We start from the raw sequence: 22,611 nt of genomic DNA, 5'->3' as shown, positions 1-22,611 counted from the left end.
TAAATTTGGTAGGCATAAGCAGACTCGAACTGCTGACCTCTACCATGTCAAGGTAGCGCTCTAACCAACTGAGCTATACGCCTATTTAGGTTGAGCATTTTAGCAAGTTTTGAGGACTTTGCAAGTCTTTTTTATACCAATATTAAGTTATTGTCGAAATACTCAAGAATTGACGTATGTATTACTGGTGATACTCAACTTAATAACAGCGGTAACTTAAAGTTGTTACAATACTGCGTATAGCGTGCAGCTGTAATGGCACTACAATCTAGTAGTTTTCCTATGGGCGTTCAACATGAATACTAATAGATATTCAGCAGTTTTTAAATAAAATTAAAATATAGAGGAAAAAAATATGGGCTTATTAGTTGATGGTCAATGGCAAGATAAATGGTATGACACTGACGCCAACGGTGGGAGCTTTAAGCGTGAAGACGCGGGGTTTAGAAACTGGGTAACGGTAGATGGTAGCGCAGGCCCATCAGGTAAAGGTGGGTTTAAAGCCGAAGCCAACCGTTACCATTTATATGTATCCTTAGCCTGTCCTTGGGCGCATCGGACCACGATTTACCGCAAGTTAAAAGGCTTGGAGGATATGATCTCGATGTCAGTGGTACACCCTTTTATGGGAGACAATGGATGGACATTTGCAGAAGGCGATTGTGTCACGGGTGAACCAATTGTTGATGCAAGCTATCTGTATGAGGTGTATACCGCCGCCAAGTCAGACTATACTGGACGCGTGACAGTTCCTGTGTTGTGGGACAAACAAACCAATACCATTGTGAGCAATGAGTCAGCCGAAATTATTCGTATGTTTAATTCAGCCTTTGATGAAGTAGGGGCAACAGAAGGTGATTTCTTACCAGAAGAATTATTAGAAGAAATTGATGAGATAAACGAGTTCGTCTATTCTGCGGTGAATAATGGCGTCTATAAAGCGGGTTTTGCAACCACACAAGAAGCTTATGAAGAGCCAGTGACAGCGTTATTTGATGCATTAGATACATTGGAAGCGCGTTTAGCCGAGCATCGTTACTTAATGGGTGAGAAGATAACAGAAGCCGACTGGCGCTTATTCACTACCTTAGTGCGCTTTGATGCCGTTTACGTCGGGCATTTTAAATGCAATATACGTCGCATCGTTGATTATCCAAACCTTTGGGGTTATCTGCGAGATTTATATCAAGTACCTGGTATCGCAGAGACGGTCAATATGGATCATATCAAGACCCATTATTACACAAGCCACGCCAATATTAATCCCACTGGGATCATACCTGTTGGCCCTGTCCTTGATTTTAATGAACCACATGAGCGCGATCATTTATAATACCAAACTTAAGAAATCCGATTGACTGTATTACATTCGCCTTGCCTAGAAGGTATCGTACTTTGCTTTACTATGCTGATCTTTGTAAATAGTATGAGTCTACTGATTAATGTAAAAATGGCGCCAGCTGATATCAATCAGCTGGCGCCATACGTTCACAATAGGCAAAAGCAAATTAAGTAAAATTAAGCGTTGTTCAACTGTCTTGCTGCCTCTAACGCAAAATACGTCAAGATACCATCAGCACCAGCACGGCGGAAGCCAATCAAAGATTCTAAGATAACCGCATCACTTAGCCAGCCATTTTGAATGGCAGCCATATGCATGGCGTATTCGCCCGATACTTGGTAAGCAAACGTCGGTATGCCAAAGGTGTTTTTGACTTCGCGGATAAGATCTAAATAAGGCTGACCCGGTTTAATCATTACCATGTCAGCGCCTTCATTAATGTCCATTGCAACTTCATGCAAGGCTTCAGCGCGATTACCAAAGTCCATTTGGTATTGCTTTTTGTGTCCGCCTTTTAAGTTGCCAGCACTACCTACGGCATCACGGAACGGACCGTAGTAAGCAGATGCATATTTGGCTGAATAGGCCATAATGGCGGTGTTGACAAAGCCTTCTGCTTCGAAGGCATGACGCATGGCTCTGATACGGCCATCCATCATATCGCTTGGAGAGATGATGTCAGCGCCAGCACGAGCATGTACCAATGCCTGTTTGACCAAAACCTCAACCGTTGCGTCATTAACGACATACCCATCGTCATCAAGTAAGCCATCTTGACCATGTGAAGTATATGGATCTAACGCCACATCCGTCATTACCACCATTTCTGGGACAGCGTCTTTGACAGCTTTAACTGCACGTGCCGTCAGTCCGTCTTCGTCGTAGGCTGCTTTACCGTCAGGCGTTTTTAATGAGTTATCGACGACAGGAAAAATGTCAATCGTAGTCACGCCTTCTGCTAACAACTCTTTGGCATAGTCGATGAGCAAATCGATGGATAAACGTTCAACACCTGGCATGCTAGCGATAGATTCGCGTTGATTATTGCCTTCTAACACAAAAACAGGGGCGATAAAATGCTTAGGGTGTAGCTCGACTTCACGTATCATTGAGCGCACGTTATCGTTATAACGCAGGCGACGCAGGCGAGTTTCAGGGTACTGGCGGTTAAAAGTATAAGTCATGAGTTTTCCTTATTTAGTTGTCAATCATCATTGTTTTGGTTTTAAAGGTGATGGTCTCAAAAAACGGCTTTATTCAATCAGTTTAGTAGGCTGTAAAGTTTTTATGGCATATATGTTGGTAAAAGAATGAGCATACTATACCCAATCATAGGTAACAAAAGCAAAAAACCCCACCAAGTCGGTAGGGCTGATTGCATTAATCAATTTGTACTAATTGACGGTCAAGGTGAGGGCAGAGCAATATCATAAAATGATTGCCTTACAAATACTAAGGCTCAATAATCTGCGTAACAGGTACTTGCTCAACACTGTTTTCATTCAAAATCGTTTTGTCAGTGATTATGCCCAAAGCCGCATCTTTTCTGCCGTCATTGTTGATATCGACAACCGCAGTAGGTTTGAAGGTAGTTACCTCTTCTCCTTTTGCTTGCTTGATAGCGGCAACTTCTTGCGGAGATGCGACACGTGCTGAACCAGCAGCATCAATAGCGTTGGCCACTTTTGCCTTATTGGTATTGGCAGGTAGCGTCAAAACTTGAGCTAAGTTAGTATGCTGCGGTACAGGTATAACAGACGGTACGTCTAGATTGGCACCGCCGCCCAACACTTGGTATAGCTCAATTTGACTGATGATTTTTTGTAGTTCTAAATCCAATATACCTTGCTGCGTTGAAAATAACGAACGCTGCGCATCGAGCACATCCAAGTAGTTGTCAATACCCGCTTTAAATCGTGCATCAGCAATTTGATACGTTTGCTCAAAGTTATCTTGCAAACGATACTGTGATTCGAGCTGCTCGCCAAGTGTGGCGCGCGTCGCTAATACATCTGACACTTCACGGAAAGCGGTCTGAATAGAGCTCTCATAACCTGCCAAAGTCTGTTCACGTTCAATTCTAGCGACCTCATAGTTGGCATCTAAGCGTCCCGCATCGAAAATAGGAACACTAACGCTTGGTCCAAACGACCAACCGAACGAACCACTCTTGAACAAACTATCTAAACTGCCACTACTGACACCAACGCTACTCGCTAAGCTAATTGAGGGGAAGTAAGACGCCCGTGCTACTTCAATATTGGCACCAGCCGCTTTTAGATTGTATTCCGCTTGTAGGACATCAGGGCGGTAGCGTAGCAACTCACTTGGCAATCCAGCATTGAATATTTGCTGATTTGTAATGTTGCTAACCGCTGGCGCTGGAATCAAGTTGGTTGGAATTGGTCCACCAACCAAAAACTGTAACGCATTACGCGATCTTAAAATACTACTTTGCGCCCTTAATACAGCAAGTCTAGCCGTCTCTAATGACGCACTTGCTTGTAAAGAAGGTAGCTTTGGATCAATGCCTGCTTCAAAACGTTTGCCAGCGATAAATAGTGATTGCTCACGGCTCTCAACCGTTGCTTCTGCCAGTTTTAGCTGAGCCAAGCTGTAGCTTAAATTGGCATAGCTCTGGGCAATATTACTAATAAGACTGATTTGAGTTGAGTCTTTTGCAGCTGCCGTAGATAAAAAATTCTGTAGCGCTTGATCTTTTAAACTGGCAATTCTGCCCCAAAAATCAAGCTCATAATTTGCCAGACCAAGATTGACATTATAGCCATCACTCGTAACGCTTCTTTGACGCTGACGAGAGTAGCCCGCTGTACCGTTAATGCTTGGCAAATCACTAATGTCTGTGATCTGATATTGAGCGCGTGCTCTTTCAATCGCCAAACGGGCACTTTCAAAGTCTTTGTTGTTTTCAAGACCTAGTGCAATCAAACCTTTTAAACGCTCATCACTATAAAAGTCTTGCCAACGCTGACTGGCAACACTTGGTTGCTCAGCCGTACTGACAGTCTCTTTATCAAACGCTCCGTAAGTTTGTCCAATCGGAATGTTAGGCTCAGCAAGGACAGGGCGTGTATCGGCCTTTGGAATGGTGTTACAGGCAGCCATGCTCATCGCTAAAGCGGTTAAACCTAATAGACGACCGCCATTTTTGCGCATCCGTAAAAAAGCTGGCTGCGCAGCAGTAGCGACGTTCGCTACCGCTACTGAATTGTTGGTAAATGTTTTTTGAGCACTCATTGTGTATTATCTCCAAAGCTTGCAGGCTGGTAACTCTCAGAAGGCGTTGGGTTGTGTGGGTCAGGCGTACCATTACCACCGTCTTTATCATTTGGTTTGTTGTTCTCATATTTGTGCGGGAACAAACTACGCACCCAAATATAGAACATAGGAATAAAGAAGATACCCAAGAAGGTTGCGGTAACAACCCCACCAAGTACACTGGTACCGATGGCGTTTTGACTACCTGAGCCCGGACCTGTGGCGATAAATAATGGCACAACACCCAGTCCAAAGGCAAGCGAGGTCATAATAATAGGACGCAAACGTTGACGCGCTGCCGTCATGACCGCCTCTTGAAGACTATAGCCTTCTTCTTGGTGTTCTTTGGCAAACTCAATAATCAAGATGGCATTTTTGGCGGACAGACCTACTACCGTAAGCAGACCCACCTGCAAGTAAATATCATTACTAAAGCCGCGTAACCAAGTAAATATCACCGCACCCAATACACCAAGCGGGATGACTAATAGCACTGAGAAAGGAATAGACCAACTCTCATACAAAGCAGCCAAACATAAGAATACGACTAAGATTGATAAGGCATAAAGCATTGGCGCTTGAGCACCTGACTTTTGCTCTTCAAGTGACATACCCGTCCACTCGTAACCCACACCTTCAGGTAGATTTTGTATCATCGCTTCCATCGCGCTCATTGCTTCACCAGTACTCAAACCTGGCGCTGCGGCACCTTGGATATTCATTGACGGTAAGCTGTTATAACGAGTCAGACGCGGTGACCCAGACTCCCATTCGCTGCTAGAAAACGCATCGAATGAGATCATTTCACCAGAGTCATTACGGACATACCACTTGCCGATATCATCAGGATTGGTACGACTGTCTGGTTCGCCTTGAACATAAACGCGCTTGATACGGCCACGATCAACGAAGTCATTAATATAACCTGAACCCCAAGCCGTAGAGATAACACTATTGATATTGGCCAATGACAAACCATAAGCTGCCGCTTGTTCTTGGTTGATGTTAACTTTTAACTGCGGCGCATCTTCTTGACCATTCGGACGGACATCGGCGACTTGTTCATTTTGCGCCGCCATACCTAGAAGCATATTACGAGCTTCAAGCAGACCATCGTGTCCTAAGTTGCCTGTATCCTGAATCATCAAGTCAAACCCGCTTGCGTTACCAAGCTCAGTAATCGCTGGTGGTACAATCGCGAAGACTTGCGCTTCATTCAACTGGGTAAAGAAATAACCCATTGCTCGACCAGCAACCGCCTGCGCAGTATTCTCTGCACCTGAACGATTTTCCCAGTCCGACAAACGTACGAAAGCCAGTCCCATATTTTGCCCTTGTCCGGCAAAACTGAAACCTGCAATCGTAAAGACTGAGGCAATATTGTCAGTTTCTTGCGTTTCGTAATAATCGCTCACTTTATCAAGTACTGCTTGCGTTTCGTCCAGCGTCGAACCAGAAGGCAGCTGAACTAAGGTAAACATAATACCTTGGTCTTCTTCTGGTAAAAACGACCCTGGAATACGTAAGAATACGACGGCCATAAGACCGATAATGGCTGCATAGCCAATCAGATATAGCCATTTTAAACGAATGCTTTTACCAACGAAGTTTTCATAAGAACGGCTAAGCTTGAAGAAGCCTCGGTTGAACCAACCAAAAAAGCCTTTTTGCTTTTCGCTATTGCCTTTTTCGTGGCTTTTGCTGCGTTTGAGCAAAGTCACACATAGGGCAGGGGTAAAGATAAGTGCAACCAACGCTGACAGCACCATACTGGTGATCAGAGTAATAGAGAACTGACGATAAATCACACCTGTTGAACCGCCAAAGAAGGCCATTGGTACAAATACCGCAGATAGAATCAATGCAATACCGATAACTATCTTACTGATCTCACCCATGGACTGTATGGTAGCGTCTTTGATCGAAATGTGTGGATCTTCTTCCAAGATACGTTCGACGTTTTCGACGACGACAATGGCATCATCGACCAGTAGACCGATGGATAGTACCATCGCAAACATGGTAAGCACGTTAATACTAAAGCCAGCGACATAAAGTACGGCAAAAGTACCAAGCAGTACGATAGGTACAGCAAGTGTTGGAATGATCGTGGCACGCCAGTTCTGTAGAAACAAGAACATGACAATGAATACCAGTACAATGGCTTCTAACAGCGTCATCACAACCTGTTCGATAGACAAACGAACGAATGGCGTGGTGTCGTAAGGCACAACAGATACTAGACCCGCTGGGAAGTTTGCTTCCAGCTCAGCCATACGTGCACCAACCGCTTCACGAGTCTCAAGCGCATTTGCACCACCAGCCAATGAAATACCAATACCAGCTGCTTCTTGACCATTATACAGTGAGACCACGCTGTAGTTTTCACTACCAATCTCAACATCTGCGACATCACCCAAGCGCACTTGTGCACCAGAGGTGTCTGTCTTTAATAAGATGTTTTTGAATTCTTCAGGAGTTTGTAGATAGCTTTGTACAGTGACCGTGGCATTGATAACTTGCTGTTCAGTATTAGCAGGGGCTTGCCCCAACTGTCCTGCAGAAACCTGGGCGTTTTGCGCACGTACGGCATTGACCACATCAGATGGCACCATACTATAAGCACGCAGGCGGGCAGGGTCTAACCAAATACGCATTGCATAAGTAGAACCAAACACCTGAACTTCACCGACACCCTCAACACGGCTGATCTGATCGACGACATTCGAGCTGACATAATCGGCAATATCGCTGCGATCCATACTGTCGTTTTCAGAGACAAACCCTAGCACCATTAAGAAGCTGCTAGAGGATTTGTTAACGTTGACACCTTGACGCTGTACCGACTCAGGCAGCGAGCTCATGGCCGCTTGCAGTTTGTTCTGTACCTGTACCTGTGCAGTATCAGAATCTGTTCCGTTTTCAAAAGTAAGCGTAACAGAAGCGCTGCCGTTCGAGGAACTCGACGACGACATATACATGAGACCATCAAGGCCTTTCATGCGCTGTTCAATAATCTGTACTACTGAGTTTTCGACGGTTTGCGCGTTAGCACCAGGATAGCTGGCACTGACTGAAATAGTCGGTGGTGCAATACGTGGATACTGTTCAATCGGTAAGCTAATGACCGATATCACCCCGATGAGCATGACCAAAATAGCCAATACCCATGCAAAAATAGGGCGATTAATAAAAAAACGTGACATAGTATATCCCTAAGTCTTCCTATCTTTGAATGGAATTATTGTGCAGCGGCTTCTGTTTGTTTTTCACTAGAATTATTATTACCAGCTGGCTTATTATCCACTGTTTTTGCAGCTTGCTGCGGCGTTTTAGCGTTTGGTGCAGAAGGCGCAGCCTTAGTATTATCTAATGGCTTAACAACCACTTCTTGATCAGGTTTGACCTTACTACCACCAATCACTACTACCTTATCACCTGCTTGTAGGCCATCCGTAACGACCCATTGCCCATTGTAGGTGCCATTGATAGTAACTGGACGTACTTGAATCTTATTGTTCGTATCAGCGATATAAACTTGCGTATCACCTTTAGGAGTACGGGTCACAGCGCTTTGTGGTACTAAAGCCGCATTGGTGATCACGCTTTGCGTCAAGCGGGCAGTCACGTACATGCCAGGTAGCAAGATATTATTGCTATTTGGGAAGATGGCACGCAAGGTCACAGCACCTGTTGACTCATCAACCTTCGCTTCAGACAATGCGAGCTTGCCACGTACAGGATAGACTGAGCCGTCTTCTAACACCAGCTCAACTGAGTTCATACCTGGTTGCGCTTTGCCCTCAGATATTTGCTGACGCAGCTTTAATAGCTCAGATGACGATTGGCTGATATCGACATAGATAGGGTCTAGACGTGAAATAGTGACCAAAGGGGCAGTTTGACTGGCGCTTACAAGTGTACCCGCAGTCACACTAGAGCGGTCGGTGCGCCCTGTTAAAGGAGCACGTACGATAGTACGGTTGAGGTCTAAATTACTAGCATCTAAACCTGCTTCAGCGGTCTGAATACCTGCTCTTGCACTTTCGACACCGGCTTGTGCTTGTCCGACAGCAGCGGCAGCGCTTTGTACCGCCGCTTGTGCTGTGCGTACTTGCGTTTGTGCTTGGTCATATTGCTGTTTTGAGATGGCGTCAATGCTCACTAAGCCTTGTAAGCGCTGTAGATCATTTTGCGCTTGTGCTAATGAGGCTTGACGGCTGGCCAGCTCAGCTTTTGCATTAGCAGTGTTTGCTTGTGCTGTCTGGTAATTGGCCTGTGCTTGTTGCACAGCGGCCTGACCACTAACGACAGAAGAAGCATAGTTGTCAGTATTGATGCGATAAAGTGGTTGACCTTTTTTGACGTTACTTCCTTCGCGGAACAGTACTTCGTCAATGACACCATTTACCTGCGGGCGAACGTCAGCGGTTTGATAAGCCGTTGTGCGTCCAGAAAAAGTTTGTACTTGGGGTACAGTCTCGAAAGTGACAGTTTGCACGTTGACCACCGCAGGCGGCATCTGCTGCTGTGCGGCTTGCTCACCAGCGGCGTCCTCGTTTTTGTCACAGCCAATAAGTACAGCTCCAGATAGTACAGATGCTATTACAAGCGCCAGATAAGAATGCTTCATCAATGTCCTCGGCAATATGTATAAAATAAATAATGACAGTATAAAAAATTATCAATAAATCTTAGTGAATCGAATATTAAAATTAGTATTTACTCCAAGCACCCATACTATCTCTGCTAAATTAATATTTGATTACATTTATTTAGCAAAATCTCGCTACTAGGACACCTAGTAGCAAAAGAGTAGTTAAGTATGGGAATAGGAGTCTTTCACTTCAAATCTGTAGCTAAACTACAAATTCGACTGATAAATTTAATGAGTTATTATAAACTATAGGGGTAACCCCACAGTCAAGTAATTGAGCGCAGGATTTAGAACGAAAAAAGATTAGATAGATTTGCGTGAAAGAAGTAGAGGTCGGTACAGTAAGCGTTATCGCTAGTACCAGCTAATCCAAACACATACAATCTTCAATTGAAAGCTATTGTAAAATTTTGTGAAAATAGCAAAGCCATACGAGCGTAAAGGTCTTGAAAGTGCGATAAATCGGGTTTGTAAACAAAAAAACTAATTTGGCAACCCTTAAATCTGCGCATGACTCCAGTATTCCATCCTTTTTCTCTAACGATGAATATTCGACTCTATATATTATTGACAGTAGCATTCAAAGCTACAGTTACAGTAAGCGAGCGCTGGCAAGTTCAGTCAATTGATAGAGACCTTTACGATACTGATTATCAGGCAATGTATGAAGGGCTTCTTGCGCCAATTTGGTTTCTTCTAACGCCCGCTTCTTACAATAGTCTAACGACCCTGATTGGCGTACCAATTCGATAAGCTGCTCAGTGTTTGGTGTTTTACCTGTCTGTACAGCGATACGTAATTGATCATAGCCTTCAAAGTCGCTGTCTTTTAACAGCTCAAGCGCTTTGATGGTAGGCAAAGTCGGCTTACCTTCTGCCAAGTCATCGCCCAAGTTTTTGCCCATCACTGCACTGTCACCACTATAATCAAGGACATCATCAATAATCTGAAACGCATTACCAAAGTGCTGACCAAAATCACCCAGTGCCTGCATATGCTCTGTTTTGTCTTGTAAAATCGCAGCGCCCTGAGTCGCCATCATAAATAAGCGTGAGGTCTTGCCATCAATAATACGCAAGTAGTCCTCTTCTGTCGCAGCTGGGTTGTGCTGGTGTTGAAGCTGTAATACCTCACCTTCAGCGATATCACAGGTGCCGTCCGAAAAAACTTGCAATAGGGGTAAGCTTTGAAAGCCAACCAGCAGGTTAAAAGCGCGAGCAATCAGATAATCTCCAACTAAAACCGCTGTCGCATTGTCCCACGTGGCATTGGCTGTGGGTTTGCCGCGGCGCTGACCTGACTCATCAATCACATCGTCATGAACCAAGGTTGCGGTATGCAGCATTTCGGTAATTGCTGCCAAATGCATGGCTTGTTTTGAGGGCGCATCATCGAACATACGGGCACATAGCAAGGTAATCAGTGGGCGCATACGTTTGCCGCCTGCATCGATGACATGCTGTGAGACACTCATTACCAGTTTGACTTTTGAGTTAAGACTACCAAATACTTGCTTATCCATAATCTCAAAATCATCAGCCACAATGTTTTGGATGTCAGCATAGCTAAGCGTAGATTGAAGGGTAGAAGGGCTATTACTTGAAGAGGTGCTGGTCATAATGAATAGTCATATTAATAAGAATAAAGAGAGTTTTTTATAGCCTTGACTCTAAGTATATAGTTGATTCAATCCAAAAGAGGTACAAGGCAACCAAGGTAAACGCTGTAACTGTTTTATAATAGAGTGATTATAGGTAAAGCAACGTTTTGTCTATAATAGCATAGCTGTCTCTTTAAATTGTTGGTTAAAATATGTCAATGAAAGAGCAAAAGCTTGTTATTTGCGCAGAGCTTATGATCTATACTAGCCCTGTAGTACAGTGGAATGAAATCAATAAATATTTGCGAAAATGATAACTATGCAACGTTTTATTTGTCAATTAAGTTGATGTCGTATAATGGACTAATAAAAGTCTGTAAGTAACTGATTACATGCGTTATAATATCCATCCTTAGACATATAGAACTATCTATTATTATAGTATGGCATGTCTTTATACTTAGCATCATCGCTGGTGTATTTATAAATACTGTCACATAGCATGATATGAGATGGGTGTTTTATGCTCTTTGCCCTACAAAGACAAGATGTGCGACTTGCTTTTATAAGTAAAAAGACGTAAAATCTTGCCTTTAATTTTTCCCTGTCGTGTTCGTCGTAAAAGCGTTGGTATGATATCAGCCACGGCACACGGGTTAAACGGAGTCATACAATGTACGCAGTAATCAAAACTGGTGGTAAACAGCACCGTGTAGTCGTCGATGAATTGCTTAAAGTTGAATTGCTAAAAGCAGAAAAAGGCGAAACAATCAAATTTGAAGACGTGTTGATGGTTGTTGACGGCGATAACGTCAAAATCGGTCAGCCTGTCGTTGATGGCGCTAGCGTTGAAGTTGAAGTTGTTGAGCATGGTCGCGGCGAAAAAATCCGTATCATCAAGCACAACCGTCGTAAGCATTATCACAAAGAGCAAGGTCACCGCCAATGGTACACCTTGTTAAAAATCAAAGCCATTAATGCCTAATTACTCATTTAGCTATCACTGCTAAATAGCGCACTAAATGCTTAAGAGTTGTCGCATCAGCGATAAGTCACATTAACAAGGAGATTTTCTCATGGCACATAAAAAAGCTGCCGGTTCGACTCGTAACGGTCGTGATTCAAACCCAAAAATGCTTGGCGTAAAAATATTTGGTGGCCAGGCTATTACTGCTGGTAACATCATCGTTCGTCAACGTGGTACTGAGTTCCATGCAGGCGAAGGCGTTGGCATGGGTCGTGACCATACTTTATTTGCACTAAATGATGGTGTTGTAAAGTTTGCGACCAAAGGTAAGTTTAACCGTCGTTATGTTATTGTTGAAAACGCATAATCAACCATTCATGTTATTTTATTCTTTTGAGTGAAATAACGGAATGACTAAAAGCTTCTACTACCATTTGGTAGTAGGGGCTTTTTTTTATCGTTGCAAACGGTGATAAATCTCCATGAAAAGACAGGAAGGAGCCACAAATTTATCTGCTCATATCTGTTAATACAGTGTAACTACTATGGTTACAAGCCTGTATCGCAGGCGTAGTAATGATTGCAAATCATGACTAGGCGCGTAATAAAAAAAGTGGCACACTATCCCAATCGTTTATAAGCGCCAATTTTTATTGGCCTAATAGACAATTACAGAAAACAAAAATTTATTAAGACATTTTATTTTAAGCGATTATGCATTTTGAGAGAGGAACAATAATGACTTTATTAACCAAACAAACAACCCTAAAACAAAAAATAATGAGTGGCGCTTTAACAGGGGTATTAATGACATCACTTGGTGTTGCAGCACCTATGATTGCATTGACGCAATCTGCAACGGCAGCCCCTGCAGATAATTTGACTGCGGCTAAACGTTTAAATAAGTTATTAACAAACACAAAAAGTATGACTGCAAATTTTAGCCAAACAACTAAAGGCGCAAATAGTGGAACTTTTTCAGGTGCGATGAGTGTACAGCGCCCAAACAACTTCCGCTGGGAAACAAAATCACCTTCACAGCAGCTAATTGTTGCTAACGGTAGCTCTATGTGGGTTTATGACAAGGATTTGGAGCAGGCGACCAAGCAAAACGTCGATAGCCAGATTGGTAATACACCAGCACTTTTATTATCAGGTGATCCAAGTAAAATTGATAAGAACTTCAAAATTACTCAACCGTATGACAATAAAAACTACTATGTGCTGTATCCAAAATCAGACAGTGCCAGCTTTAAAAGTCTATCAATGAGTTTTAGCGGCGGTAAGCCTGTAATGATGGTACTAAATGACAGCTTAGGTCAGACCACTTCGATTAAGTTTAGCAACATTAAATTAAATCCAAGCATTAGTAGCAGTCAGTTTAAGTTTACGCCACCAAAGGGTGTTGATGTCATCAATCAATAAGTTGTGAACTTATGATGTCAATCAGTCACATTCATTGTTGAGCTGATCTGGCTTGATACAATAAAAAAGGACAGACCTTATAAGGGCTGTCCTTTTTTTATGAATGTAAAAATGGGCTGTTGGTGTTGAAAACACTTTGGTTTTTTGCGTATCGAGCCTATTTTATAGAGATAAGCTCGTTATGACATTGCCCGAATACCTTCTATGTCTGGCATCGGTGGCAATTCACTAAGATTTGTCAATCCAAAAGCATCTAAAAACTGGGCAGTAGTATGTAATAGTGCTGGACGCCCTAAGGTATCTTTGTGGCCTTTTTCCATTATCCAGCCCTTGTCAAACAGTTGCCGCAAGATATTGCTTGATAGTGTCACACCGCGTACATGCTCGATGTCGCTACGTGTCACAGGTTGCTTGTAGGCAATGACGCTCAATGTTTCAAGCAATGCTTGGCCCAAGTGTTCTTGACGCTGAGGAAACGTGCGCTGTATTAATGGACTATAGGTGTCTGAGATTTGCAAACGATAACCACTGGCTGTCTTATGTAAGCTCAGAACACCTAGATCTAAACGCGCTTGTAATACGTTTAATGCCTGCTCTAACTCTTTAGTAGACACAGACAAATGCTTTTTAAGATCATTTGCTGTAAGCGGTGCTTCTGAGGCGTGTAATAGCACTTCAATATGCTTGCTTACCTCTTCAAGGTACTGCTGTTCATCAGTCGATAAAGGCATGTTTGCGGATAACGGTTTTAGTGTGTTGTGATCGTGCTTGGTGTCATCCGCATCGAACATGGGCTAGGTACTCTTCTTTAATTATGGGGTTTTTAATCACGCCAGTAGTAAGAAATAATATAGTTGGTTCGAAATAAAATCGATACGTAAATAACTACGTGCTACTGATATAAATTTCCCTTGCTTGCTACTAAACAGAGGCTGCGAAACCGTTATTCTACAAGCAAGCATCTCAGTAGCACTGTATCGGTTTTAAAGTAAATCGACTATAAAGCCTCTTGCCTAAACCAGCCACTGCAACGTCAATTGCTCAAGCTGATTTCCAGTGTCAGATTGAAGCTCATCAGTAGTGCTTGCTAAGCTGTCGTTATCTGCATCAGTCGTCATCACACCGATCAGCTGGCGCTTCATTAACTCCAGTACAGCGACGAAGCTTACGACCACGCCGACTTTGCCTTGCGCTTTATCTAATAGATCATAAAAGGAGCGCGCGCCTTCTGTACTTAACTGGCGACTGATACTGGCGATACGGTCAGCGAGCGGTACGCTATCGACTTTGATAGTATGCATCTGATAATCAGGCTGCAGTTGCATTTTAAAGAGACTATCAATCAATAAAGTAGGGGAGTAACTTGGCAGCTCAGCACTCATAACTTCTTGACTTGGCATACTCACCATCGCCAAAAACACATCACGCTCTAAGCGAACTAAGTTGTCTAAACGCTGACTGACCGCTTTGATTTGAGCATATTCTTCTAATCGTTCAATAAGCTCGGCCTTTGGGTCGCGCTCATCGGTAGGTGTTTCTGGTTTAGGCAGTAGAAGCTCAGTTTTGATGGCAATCAATGTTGAGGCCATCAATAAATAATCACCTGCCAACTCAAAATGTGCCGTGTCCAGTTCACTGATATAAGCCAAGTACTGCTCAGTGATGGGCAAGATAGGCAGCTGCGTCAAATCGACATTGCTTTTTTTGACGAGATACAACAAAAAATCTAATGGTCCAGCAAATTGCTCCAACCAAATAGCAAACGCTTGCGGGGGTACATACAAATCATCTGGCAAATGCTGCACTGGTGTCTGGTAGATACGGATAGCGCTAGTATCAAACATATCTGTCATAGTTAAGGTTCCTGACGCACTGCCATAAATAAGCCTGAACCCATCTCTAACGTATGACAAATATAACGGGTATCGTCTGTAAAGGCTGCTAAAAATTGGCAAACCTCATCACAATGAGAAATGACATTGTCTACAACAAGAACGCTACCAATCGTGAGTGAGCGGTGTAGAGAGGCAATATAATCGCAATAAAACTGCCGCTTTGCATCCAAAAATATAAAATCGAAAGTCTTATCGTTTTGATTTAAAAACTCGAAAGCATCTTGCACTCTTATATCAACCAGATCCGATAGCCCGACCGCTTGCAGATGTTGTCTAGCAATGTCACTTCTTTCTTCATCTATATCTAACGAGGTAAAATGAGCGTGAGAGTCGTGACGTAAGCCATAAGCAAGCCACAAAGTAGAGAATCCAGTTGAAGTACCAATTTCCAATATTTCTTTAGGCTTTTGCATCATAACAAGGCTTGCTAGAAACATGGCAGACTCTGGCTCTAAGTGACGATGACGATTTAGTCTGTCCGTCTGCTCGCTGTCATACGCGCTATCAGCCTCGTATAAGCTCTGACAATAAGACAAAAAATACGTGTCGTTAAATACGTTAAGCCTTGACATCAGCGATACCTTGTTTATGCTTCTACTTTAAGTTCGTAGATTTTTATATTGTTACTATTTAAGCTTAGCAAGCGGACGAATACCAATCGCGCGGCGCGTTTTATCTAGCTGCTTACGACTATGACGACGGGCTTTTTCTGCTCCCATTTGCAGGATTTCTTCTAGCTCCTTTGGATTAGCCATCAGTTCTTCATAGCGCGCGCGGAACGGAGCAATCTCGCTATTGATTTTATCAAACAAGGCTTGCTTGGCATCACCCCAGCCGATACCAGCTGCATATTGTGCGCGCATGTCCGCAATCTCTTTAGGGGTAGCAAAGGCTTTGTAAATCTCAAAGATAGCAGAGTCATCAGGATCTTTTGGTTCAGAAGGCAATTGTGAGTTGGTCACAATTTTCATAATTGCTTTATGCATCTGTTTTTCAGGACTTACCTGTGGATTAGGCTCACCAAATAGCGGGATGGTGTTGCTATAACTCTTACTCATCTTGCGACCATCCAGTCCAGTCAATAGCGGTATGTCATTGTCAACGACAGCGGATGGTAAGGTAAATAGTGGTTTATAGCGATGATTGAACGTACCGGCAATATCACGTGCCATCTCAATGTGCTGTATTTGATCGCGGCCGACAGGTACGTGGGTTGCATTAAACATTAAAATATCAGCGGCCATGAGCACCGGATAGCCAAATAGACCCATCGTTACGCCCTGATCAGGATCGACATCACCTTTTGCCATGTTGATATCGACAGATGCTTTATAAGCGTGAGCACGATTCATCAGGCCTTTGGCACATGAACAATTTAAAATCCAAGCAAGCTCGGAAATCTCAGGCACATCTGATTGACGATAAAAGGTCACGCGTTCAGGATCAAGGCCACACGCAATCCAAGTGGCAGCAATAGTTTTGGTCGACTCATGGATAATCGCTGGATCATAGCAGCCGATAATACCATGATAGTCCGCCAAAAAGAAAAACGCTTCGTGATCGCTGTTTTGAATGGATTCAATCGCGGGACGAATGGCGCCGACGTAATTGCCCAAATGCGGAATACCCGTTGGTTTGATACCTGTTAGGATGCGTTTGGTTTGGGCTGAGTTATCAGAAGTTAAGCCGTCAGAGGTTTGACTATTAGAGATATTGTTGTTACTCATGAGAAATCCGTTATTTGGTTTATCAAATTATTATAGGTGCGTCTTAGTTGGGATGCGCGTAACTGTGCAAAATATGAACCGCAAAGTATAGCAAAATTTCCAAGTTATTTTGTTGGGAATAAAAGCCTACTTATTATAGATATCGGTTCGCCCGTCGGGGCCATTTTTAAACCGACGATGGAACCACATCCATTGGGTTGGATCAATCCGAATCAACCCTTCTAACACTTCATTGACGCGGGTCGCATCAGCGACTTCATCATCGCTTGGATAATTATCTAGCGCTGGTGTAATAGTCAAATGGTAGTGTGGACGTTTACCACTTGGTAAATTGTCTGGTGTTCGTCGATAAGTATGTAGTGCCATAAACACGGGTGGGCGCGATTTATCACCCAATTTGGCCATGCGGCGGGCGGCAGTAATAGTGGCTGCTGGCACGCCAAAGAAGGGTGCCATTACACCTTGATTGAGGCCATAATCTTGGTCAGGAGAATACCAAATAACATGTCCTGCTTTGATAGAGGTGACTAAGCTACGCATATCTCGGCTAGAGATTTGCTTACCAAAGAGATTGGTACGACCATTATAAATAAACCAGTCAAGTAGCGGATTATTCTGTGTGCGATACATACAATCTAAAGGAAAAAACTGGGCACAAAACAATCCACCCAAATCAAGCATCGTATAATGCGCGCCAAGTAGGATCACAGGACGCTTGTCTTTTTGAGCATTAATAAGATGCTGTAGTCCAGAAATGGAAACAGTACGGGTAAAGACATTTGGGCGGAACCAAGCACATAAGGTTTCGAACACGCCGATGCCTTGATTGACAAAGACTTGCTTTGCCATTAATTCACGTTCGGCTTCTGGCTTCTCCGGAAAAGCAAGCTTGAGATTTATCAAGGTATCACGGCGACGTGAGCCTGCAACGTTATAGCATAAAATACCGAGCTGACGTCCCAACCAAAATTGCCAACGTAGCGGCAAATACATCATTGGCAAGATTATAAAAAACAATAACCAGATACCCCAGTATTTTGGTAATAAAAATTCCCATTGGAAGGGCTTTTTCTCAGCCTGTGCTGTACGCTTATGAGTTTGCGTGATCGTCGGCGTACCAGTAGGTATCGCAGGCGACTTAGTGGGTGGCTGCACAGTCGGCGATGACATGCTAGTCTTTGAAGAGGGTTTACTGGGATCATATTGTTCGGGCGCTTTCATAATATCCTTTTGCAGCACGGTTTATGGCATCGGGTTATAGTTGTCTTATACCATTAAGGTTAACGATGAACGTTTAGTATAATGATGGGGTAGCGCCAAACGCTTTGCAAGCAATAATCTTTAAAGCATAGCTGTTTTAACGTATTCATATCTGATGTACTGGCATAAGTATTAATATCTTAGAAGCTGCGCTGTATATTGTTTATTAGAATAGTTTATGAACATAATTTATAAGGACAGGCATAAAAAAACCTTACAAGCTGTGACCAGCTTATAAGGTTTTGCAAATCTACACCCTTACTTAATGTTGTGGCTGTCGCTCCGAGAAAAAGACAACAGCACCAAGAAAATAAGAGAGAGCTTTGATTAACGTTTTGAGAATTGTGGACGTTTACGTGCTTTACGTAGGCCCAATTTCTTACGTTCAACTTGACGTGAGTCACGAGTAACGAAGCCAGCTGCTTTTAGAGCAGGTTTTAGCGTTTCGTCAGCTTCGATCAATGCACGTGTAATACCGTGACGGATTGCGCCCGCTTGCCCACTGATACCACCGCCTGCAACAGTTACATATAGATCATATGCGTTAGCAGAGTCTAGTAGTTCTAGAGGCTGACGAACAACCATGCGTGATGTTTCACGGCTGAAGTATTCGTCAAGTGGCTTACCGTTCACAACGATGCTACCAGTACCTTTTGATAAAAATACACGAGCAGTAGACGTCTTGCGGCGACCAGTTCCGTAATTGCGTTCCATAAGTATATCCTTAGATGTCTAGTTCTTTAGGTTGCTGTGCAGTATGTGGATGTTCAGTACCCGCATACAGTTTCAGCTTCTTGATCATTGCATAGCCAAGAGGGCCTTTTGGAAGCATACCCTTAACCGCTTTGTGTAGAACATCTTCAGGCTTATGTGCAAGCAGCTTATTGAAGTTGGTTTCTTTAATACCGCCTGGGTAACCACTGTGACGATAGTATTTTTTATCTTGTGCTTTTTTACCCGTTACCGTGATTTTGTCAGCATTGATGACAACAATAAAATCACCAGTGTCTACGTGCGGCGTAAAAGAAGGCTTATGCTTGCCACGTAAGCGACTAGCGATTTGAGTGGCTAAGCGACCAAGGGTTTTGCCGTCAGCATCTACGACATACCAGTCATGGGTCACTTCAGCTGGTTTTGCACTAAGTGTTTTCATGATAAAACCTTAAAATTAGAATTCGTTGAGAGTTTAGCTGGGAACGGGGCTCTCAAAAAACAGACTGCACATTATAAGCAGTAGCGCCTACGCTTGCAAGCTGCATTGGGGTTTATTTTTGCCTTATATACATTAAACTGCAGCGTTGGGCCAGTTTTTAAGCGGTTTTAGACATTTTTAGCAGATATTGATGATTTTACAAAATAGCATTCATCAAATACTAATGGCTGTTATCTTAGCCAACACTATATAATTATGACAATGACAACTGATAAAGTCCAGCGACAACTTGTCCAACTTTGGTTTGTTTTAAACACTCAAAGCGGATTGTCTTTTGGGTTGCTTGTTGATGCAAATCCAAACTTTCGTTAAGCGTATTCGCCAGCTGTCTCAATTGACTGTCTAAGTCAATATCTGCTTCCAAATAAATCAGCGTATTTGTATCGACGAATGAATGAGTAATTAATGCTGTTAAAATAGGCTGCCACAGATCCTGAGCATAAGGCGGATCGATGAAAACCACGTCAAAATAGCGCTGAGTCAGTTGGTTTTGCGTCAATATCTGCTCTGCTGTACCTTGCAGGATTTGATAAGTAGTGGTATCGAGCTTTAACTGCTCAGCACTCTGGCGTAGCATCTGATTTTGTGCAGGGTTTACTTCGATAAAGGTCGCATGAGCGGCGCCGCGCGATAAGGCTTCAAATCCTAGAACGCCACTACCAGCACAGCTATCAAGTACGTAACCACCATGAATATCAGCCAGCAGCCAGTTAAATAACGTCTCTCGCAGGCGATCTGGCGTGGGACGTAAACCTTCAGCCTCGACAAAACGTACAACGCGGCGTTTGAACTGACCGCCAATAATACGTACGTCGCCTGCCGCCGTATTTTTGGCTTTCAAATTTTTCTTAGGCTCACGGTTGCTTGAGTGTTTTGTCATAGTATGTCTCTTTTACCGTCTTTTTATTCAGATGCCGCTACTGTCAATGCGGCTTTTTCTTCTAGTGCTTTTGCCTCTTTATCACGTATGGCATCGCGTGCCGCTTTGGCCAATGCCTTTTGACGTTTAATAGCGCGAAGCTCATCCGCTGATGGTGGCAAAATAGGGTTGGTCTTGCGCTGCATTACCCAATAATCAAACAATTCGCGACCAATAGGGGCAGCTACAGCACCACCGCCACCGCCGTTTTCGACCAAGACAGCAAGGGCGATCTGTGGGTCATCTACTGGCGCAAAGCCATTGAACCAAGCATGATCCCAGTGCCGCGAATCTAACGCTGCTTTATTGTAACTTTTGCCTTGGGCAATAGATTTTACCTGCGCGGTTCCAGATTTGCCAGCGATACGATACTTTGGATTATAAGCGCGGCGTGCTGTACCGCTTTCAACGGTTGCTTCCATTGCGTCATGCATACGCAGCCAATCAGAAGGCTTACCATTGTAATCAATTTTGCCATCAGGCTTGGTGATGACGTTGACTGCTGCCGCGCCATCGCTACTTTTTAATAAATGCGGGGTGATGTGATAGCCTTTGCTTGCTGTCATAGCGGTCGCATTTGCAATTTGTAATGGCGTGGCTAAGAAATACCCTTGACCAATACTAACCGAGATGGTTTCGCCCGGTAACCATCCTTTATCATAAGTGTCTTTTTTCCATTTGGGCGATGGCATAATCCCTGATTTTTCGTTGGGTAAGTCGATGCCCGTTTGCTCACCAAAACCGAAGCGTACCATCCAATCATGCAAGCGCTGAATGCCCATCTCGTAAGCTAGCTTATAATAATAAGTATCAACTGACATCACGATAGATTTTTTTAAGTTTACCGTGCCATGGCCGCCGCGCTTCCAATCACGGAATCGATGCGAATCCCCAGGTAAGCTAAAATAACCGGGATCATAAATGGTGGTATCCCAATTACGTAAACCATAATGAATACCGCCCAAGCCTTCAAAGGGCTTGATGGTCGAGCCTGGTGGATATGTTCCTTGTAGCGCTCGGTTGTATAGTGGCTGATCAAGATCTTCTCGTAGTGCATCATAGTCTTTAAAAGAGATGCCAGAAATAAAGGGGTTTGGGTCATAACTTGGATTACTGACAAACGCCAATACGTCCCCGTTTTTTGGATCAATTGCGACAATCGCACCGCGGCGCCCATCAAGCTGTTGCTGCGCCACAGTTTGTAAGCCGTAATCTAAGCTTAATGTAATGTCATTGCCTGATATAGGCGGCTTGGTATCCAATTGGCGCAAAATATTGCCATGTGCATCTGTTTCTACCGATTGGTAACCCGGTTGTCCCAGCAGGATATCTTCATAATAATCTTCGATACCAATTTTACCGATCAAATCGGTGCCCGCATATTTGTCCTTATCAATGCGTTTGGATTCTTTGTCATTGATACGGCCTACATAACCGATGACGTGTGCAAATAACTCATCGTAAGGGTAGGAGCGCGTCAATTTGCTTTGAATAGTCACACCGCGAAAGAAGGGTTTACGCTCACTAAACTGAGCCAACTGCGCTTCAGTGACGTCAATTTTAATCGTCACAGGGTCATTTTTACTTTTACTCAGACGCGCCAAAATATCAGTAATGTCTTTTTCTGTCAGCTCAAAGATAGGCGCAAGCAAATGTAACGTACGTTCTGGGTTTTCAACTTCATCAGGGCTCAACATGGCCGTAAAAACGGGTTGATTGTCTGCCAATATGATGCCATTACGATCATAAATATAGCCGCGACTTGGCGGAGCAGATATCAGTTTAATACGGTTGTTGTCAGCTTGCGTGGTGTATTTATCATGAGCATAGACCTGCAAATAGCCGTAACGCATTATCAAGCCGCCCAAACCAATAAATATCACAATCCCAAGGATGATAATACGACTGGTAAAAACACTGTTGGCCTGTTCGGTATCGGGAGTTAGCGGTTTATTCATATAAATTTAGAGCCCAAACAGTCAGTGAGTCAATAAAAGAGAGGTAAATGAGCGGGGTCGTGAACCAAAGTGCGGTGAGCATAAAGGATAATGCGAAGGATTTCAATCACATAGATAGATATTATTTGCAATTATGACGCATTAACTTAGACACGAAATAGCCGTGAGAGAAGTACTGGCATTTACTCGCGAATTATAGCAGAACAAATAAGAGGGCGCAGTATTTGACCACTTATTTTGTCATTAACGTGAGCTTCAGTGCTTGCGAGTTAGGGCAAGGGTTTTGTCAGTGTTGATGAGTAGTGAAACGTGTCATCTCTAGTCACAACTTGCCTAGGCTCTACGTGTGCTAATAGATAGCAAGTATGC

At 43.4% G+C, this 22,611-nt stretch carries 18 protein-coding genes and 1 tRNA gene; 4 read left to right on the top strand and 15 right to left on the bottom strand.

Annotated elements, in window-relative coordinates; translation table 11 throughout:
• Nucleotides 1-6 precede the first annotated feature (6 nt).
• A tRNA-Val gene (locus ACT3TH_RS02620) sits at nucleotides 7-83 on the bottom strand.
• A gap of 272 nt (nucleotides 84-355) precedes the next feature.
• On the opposite strand from ACT3TH_RS02620, the gene ACT3TH_RS02615 reads away from it, so the two are divergent.
• The gene (locus ACT3TH_RS02615; RefSeq protein ID WP_444754302.1) at nucleotides 356-1,333 is read left to right on the top strand and encodes a glutathione S-transferase family protein; all 978 of its coding nucleotides are present in this window, start codon (nucleotides 356-358) and stop codon (nucleotides 1,331-1,333) included.
• Nucleotides 1,334-1,518: 185 nt separating this feature from the next.
• Here the strand turns inward: ACT3TH_RS02615 and hemB are convergent, their stop codons facing one another.
• The 5 genes from hemB to ACT3TH_RS02590 form a co-directional block, all read right to left on the bottom strand.
• On the bottom strand, nucleotides 1,519-2,526 hold the full coding sequence (gene hemB, locus ACT3TH_RS02610; protein WP_444754301.1) for a porphobilinogen synthase: 1,008 nt from the start codon (nucleotides 2,524-2,526) through the stop codon (nucleotides 1,519-1,521).
• 268 nt (nucleotides 2,527-2,794) lie between these two features.
• Nucleotides 2,795-4,600: an efflux transporter outer membrane subunit gene (locus ACT3TH_RS02605; protein WP_444754300.1), complete on the bottom strand. Its 1,806-nt coding sequence runs from the start codon at nucleotides 4,598-4,600 to the stop codon at nucleotides 2,795-2,797.
• Nucleotides 4,597-7,827, bottom strand: coding sequence for an efflux RND transporter permease subunit (locus ACT3TH_RS02600; RefSeq protein WP_444754299.1), 3,231 nt, complete (start codon nucleotides 7,825-7,827; stop codon nucleotides 4,597-4,599). The genes ACT3TH_RS02605 and ACT3TH_RS02600 overlap by 4 nt, the downstream gene beginning before the upstream one ends.
• Nucleotides 7,828-7,862: 35 nt before the next feature.
• Complete coding sequence (locus ACT3TH_RS02595) at nucleotides 7,863-9,254, bottom strand: efflux RND transporter periplasmic adaptor subunit (RefSeq protein ID WP_444754298.1); 1,392 nt, start codon at nucleotides 9,252-9,254, stop codon at nucleotides 7,863-7,865.
• A 616-nt stretch (nucleotides 9,255-9,870) separates the two neighbouring features.
• Nucleotides 9,871-10,896, bottom strand: a complete 1,026-nt coding sequence (locus ACT3TH_RS02590) for a polyprenyl synthetase family protein (protein WP_444754297.1) — start codon at nucleotides 10,894-10,896, stop codon at nucleotides 9,871-9,873.
• A 655-nt stretch (nucleotides 10,897-11,551) separates the two neighbouring features.
• Here ACT3TH_RS02590 and rplU point away from each other — a divergent pair.
• The 3 genes from rplU (at nucleotide 11,552) to lolA (ending at nucleotide 13,270) form a co-directional block, all read left to right on the top strand.
• A complete protein-coding gene (gene rplU, locus ACT3TH_RS02585; RefSeq protein ID WP_057761012.1) occupies nucleotides 11,552-11,863 on the top strand; it encodes a 50S ribosomal protein L21 in 312 nt (103 codons plus the stop codon).
• A gap of 91 nt (nucleotides 11,864-11,954) precedes the next feature.
• On the top strand, nucleotides 11,955-12,212 hold the full coding sequence (rpmA, locus tag ACT3TH_RS02580) for a 50S ribosomal protein L27 (protein ID WP_444754296.1): 258 nt from the start codon (nucleotides 11,955-11,957) through the stop codon (nucleotides 12,210-12,212).
• A 371-nt stretch (nucleotides 12,213-12,583) separates the two neighbouring features.
• Nucleotides 12,584-13,270, top strand: a complete 687-nt coding sequence (gene lolA / locus ACT3TH_RS02575) for an outer membrane lipoprotein chaperone LolA (RefSeq protein ID WP_444754295.1) — start codon at nucleotides 12,584-12,586, stop codon at nucleotides 13,268-13,270.
• A 179-nt stretch (nucleotides 13,271-13,449) separates the two neighbouring features.
• Here lolA and scpB read toward each other — a convergent pair whose 3' ends face one another.
• From scpB to mrdA, 9 genes are all read right to left on the bottom strand, one after another.
• Nucleotides 13,450-14,001 (bottom strand): SMC-Scp complex subunit ScpB, encoded by a 552-nt coding sequence (scpB, locus tag ACT3TH_RS02570; RefSeq protein WP_444754699.1) that lies wholly within the window; start codon nucleotides 13,999-14,001, stop codon nucleotides 13,450-13,452.
• 282 nt (nucleotides 14,002-14,283) lie between these two features.
• Nucleotides 14,284-15,123, bottom strand: a complete 840-nt coding sequence (locus ACT3TH_RS02565) for a segregation and condensation protein A (protein ID WP_444754294.1) — start codon at nucleotides 15,121-15,123, stop codon at nucleotides 14,284-14,286.
• Nucleotides 15,124-15,125: 2 nt separating this feature from the next.
• Complete coding sequence (locus ACT3TH_RS02560; RefSeq protein WP_444754293.1) at nucleotides 15,126-15,737, bottom strand: O-methyltransferase; 612 nt, start codon at nucleotides 15,735-15,737, stop codon at nucleotides 15,126-15,128.
• Nucleotides 15,738-15,791: 54 nt separating this feature from the next.
• A complete protein-coding gene (trpS, locus tag ACT3TH_RS02555) occupies nucleotides 15,792-16,892 on the bottom strand; it encodes a tryptophan--tRNA ligase (protein ID WP_444754292.1) in 1,101 nt (366 codons plus the stop codon).
• A gap of 126 nt (nucleotides 16,893-17,018) precedes the next feature.
• The gene (locus ACT3TH_RS02550; RefSeq protein ID WP_444754291.1) at nucleotides 17,019-18,113 is read right to left on the bottom strand and encodes an LpxL/LpxP family acyltransferase; all 1,095 of its coding nucleotides are present in this window, start codon (nucleotides 18,111-18,113) and stop codon (nucleotides 17,019-17,021) included.
• Between the two features lie 366 nt (nucleotides 18,114-18,479).
• On the bottom strand, nucleotides 18,480-18,866 hold the full coding sequence (rpsI, locus tag ACT3TH_RS02545) for a 30S ribosomal protein S9 (protein WP_021813618.1): 387 nt from the start codon (nucleotides 18,864-18,866) through the stop codon (nucleotides 18,480-18,482).
• A gap of 10 nt (nucleotides 18,867-18,876) precedes the next feature.
• On the bottom strand, nucleotides 18,877-19,305 hold the full coding sequence (gene rplM, locus ACT3TH_RS02540; protein WP_444754290.1) for a 50S ribosomal protein L13: 429 nt from the start codon (nucleotides 19,303-19,305) through the stop codon (nucleotides 18,877-18,879).
• 253 nt (nucleotides 19,306-19,558) lie between these two features.
• Complete coding sequence (rsmD, locus tag ACT3TH_RS02535; protein WP_444754289.1) at nucleotides 19,559-20,245, bottom strand: 16S rRNA (guanine(966)-N(2))-methyltransferase RsmD; 687 nt, start codon at nucleotides 20,243-20,245, stop codon at nucleotides 19,559-19,561.
• A 23-nt stretch (nucleotides 20,246-20,268) separates the two neighbouring features.
• The gene (gene mrdA / locus ACT3TH_RS02530) at nucleotides 20,269-22,242 is read right to left on the bottom strand and encodes a penicillin-binding protein 2 (RefSeq protein ID WP_444754288.1); all 1,974 of its coding nucleotides are present in this window, start codon (nucleotides 22,240-22,242) and stop codon (nucleotides 20,269-20,271) included.
• Nucleotides 22,243-22,611 lie beyond the last annotated feature (369 nt).

The organism is Psychrobacter sp. AOP22-C1-C5, from assembly GCF_052378885.1.
Classification (GTDB): Bacteria; Pseudomonadota; Gammaproteobacteria; order Pseudomonadales; family Moraxellaceae; genus Psychrobacter.
The sequence above is the reverse complement of the archived record's forward strand: the minus strand, read 5'-3'. Positions and strand labels throughout refer to the sequence as shown.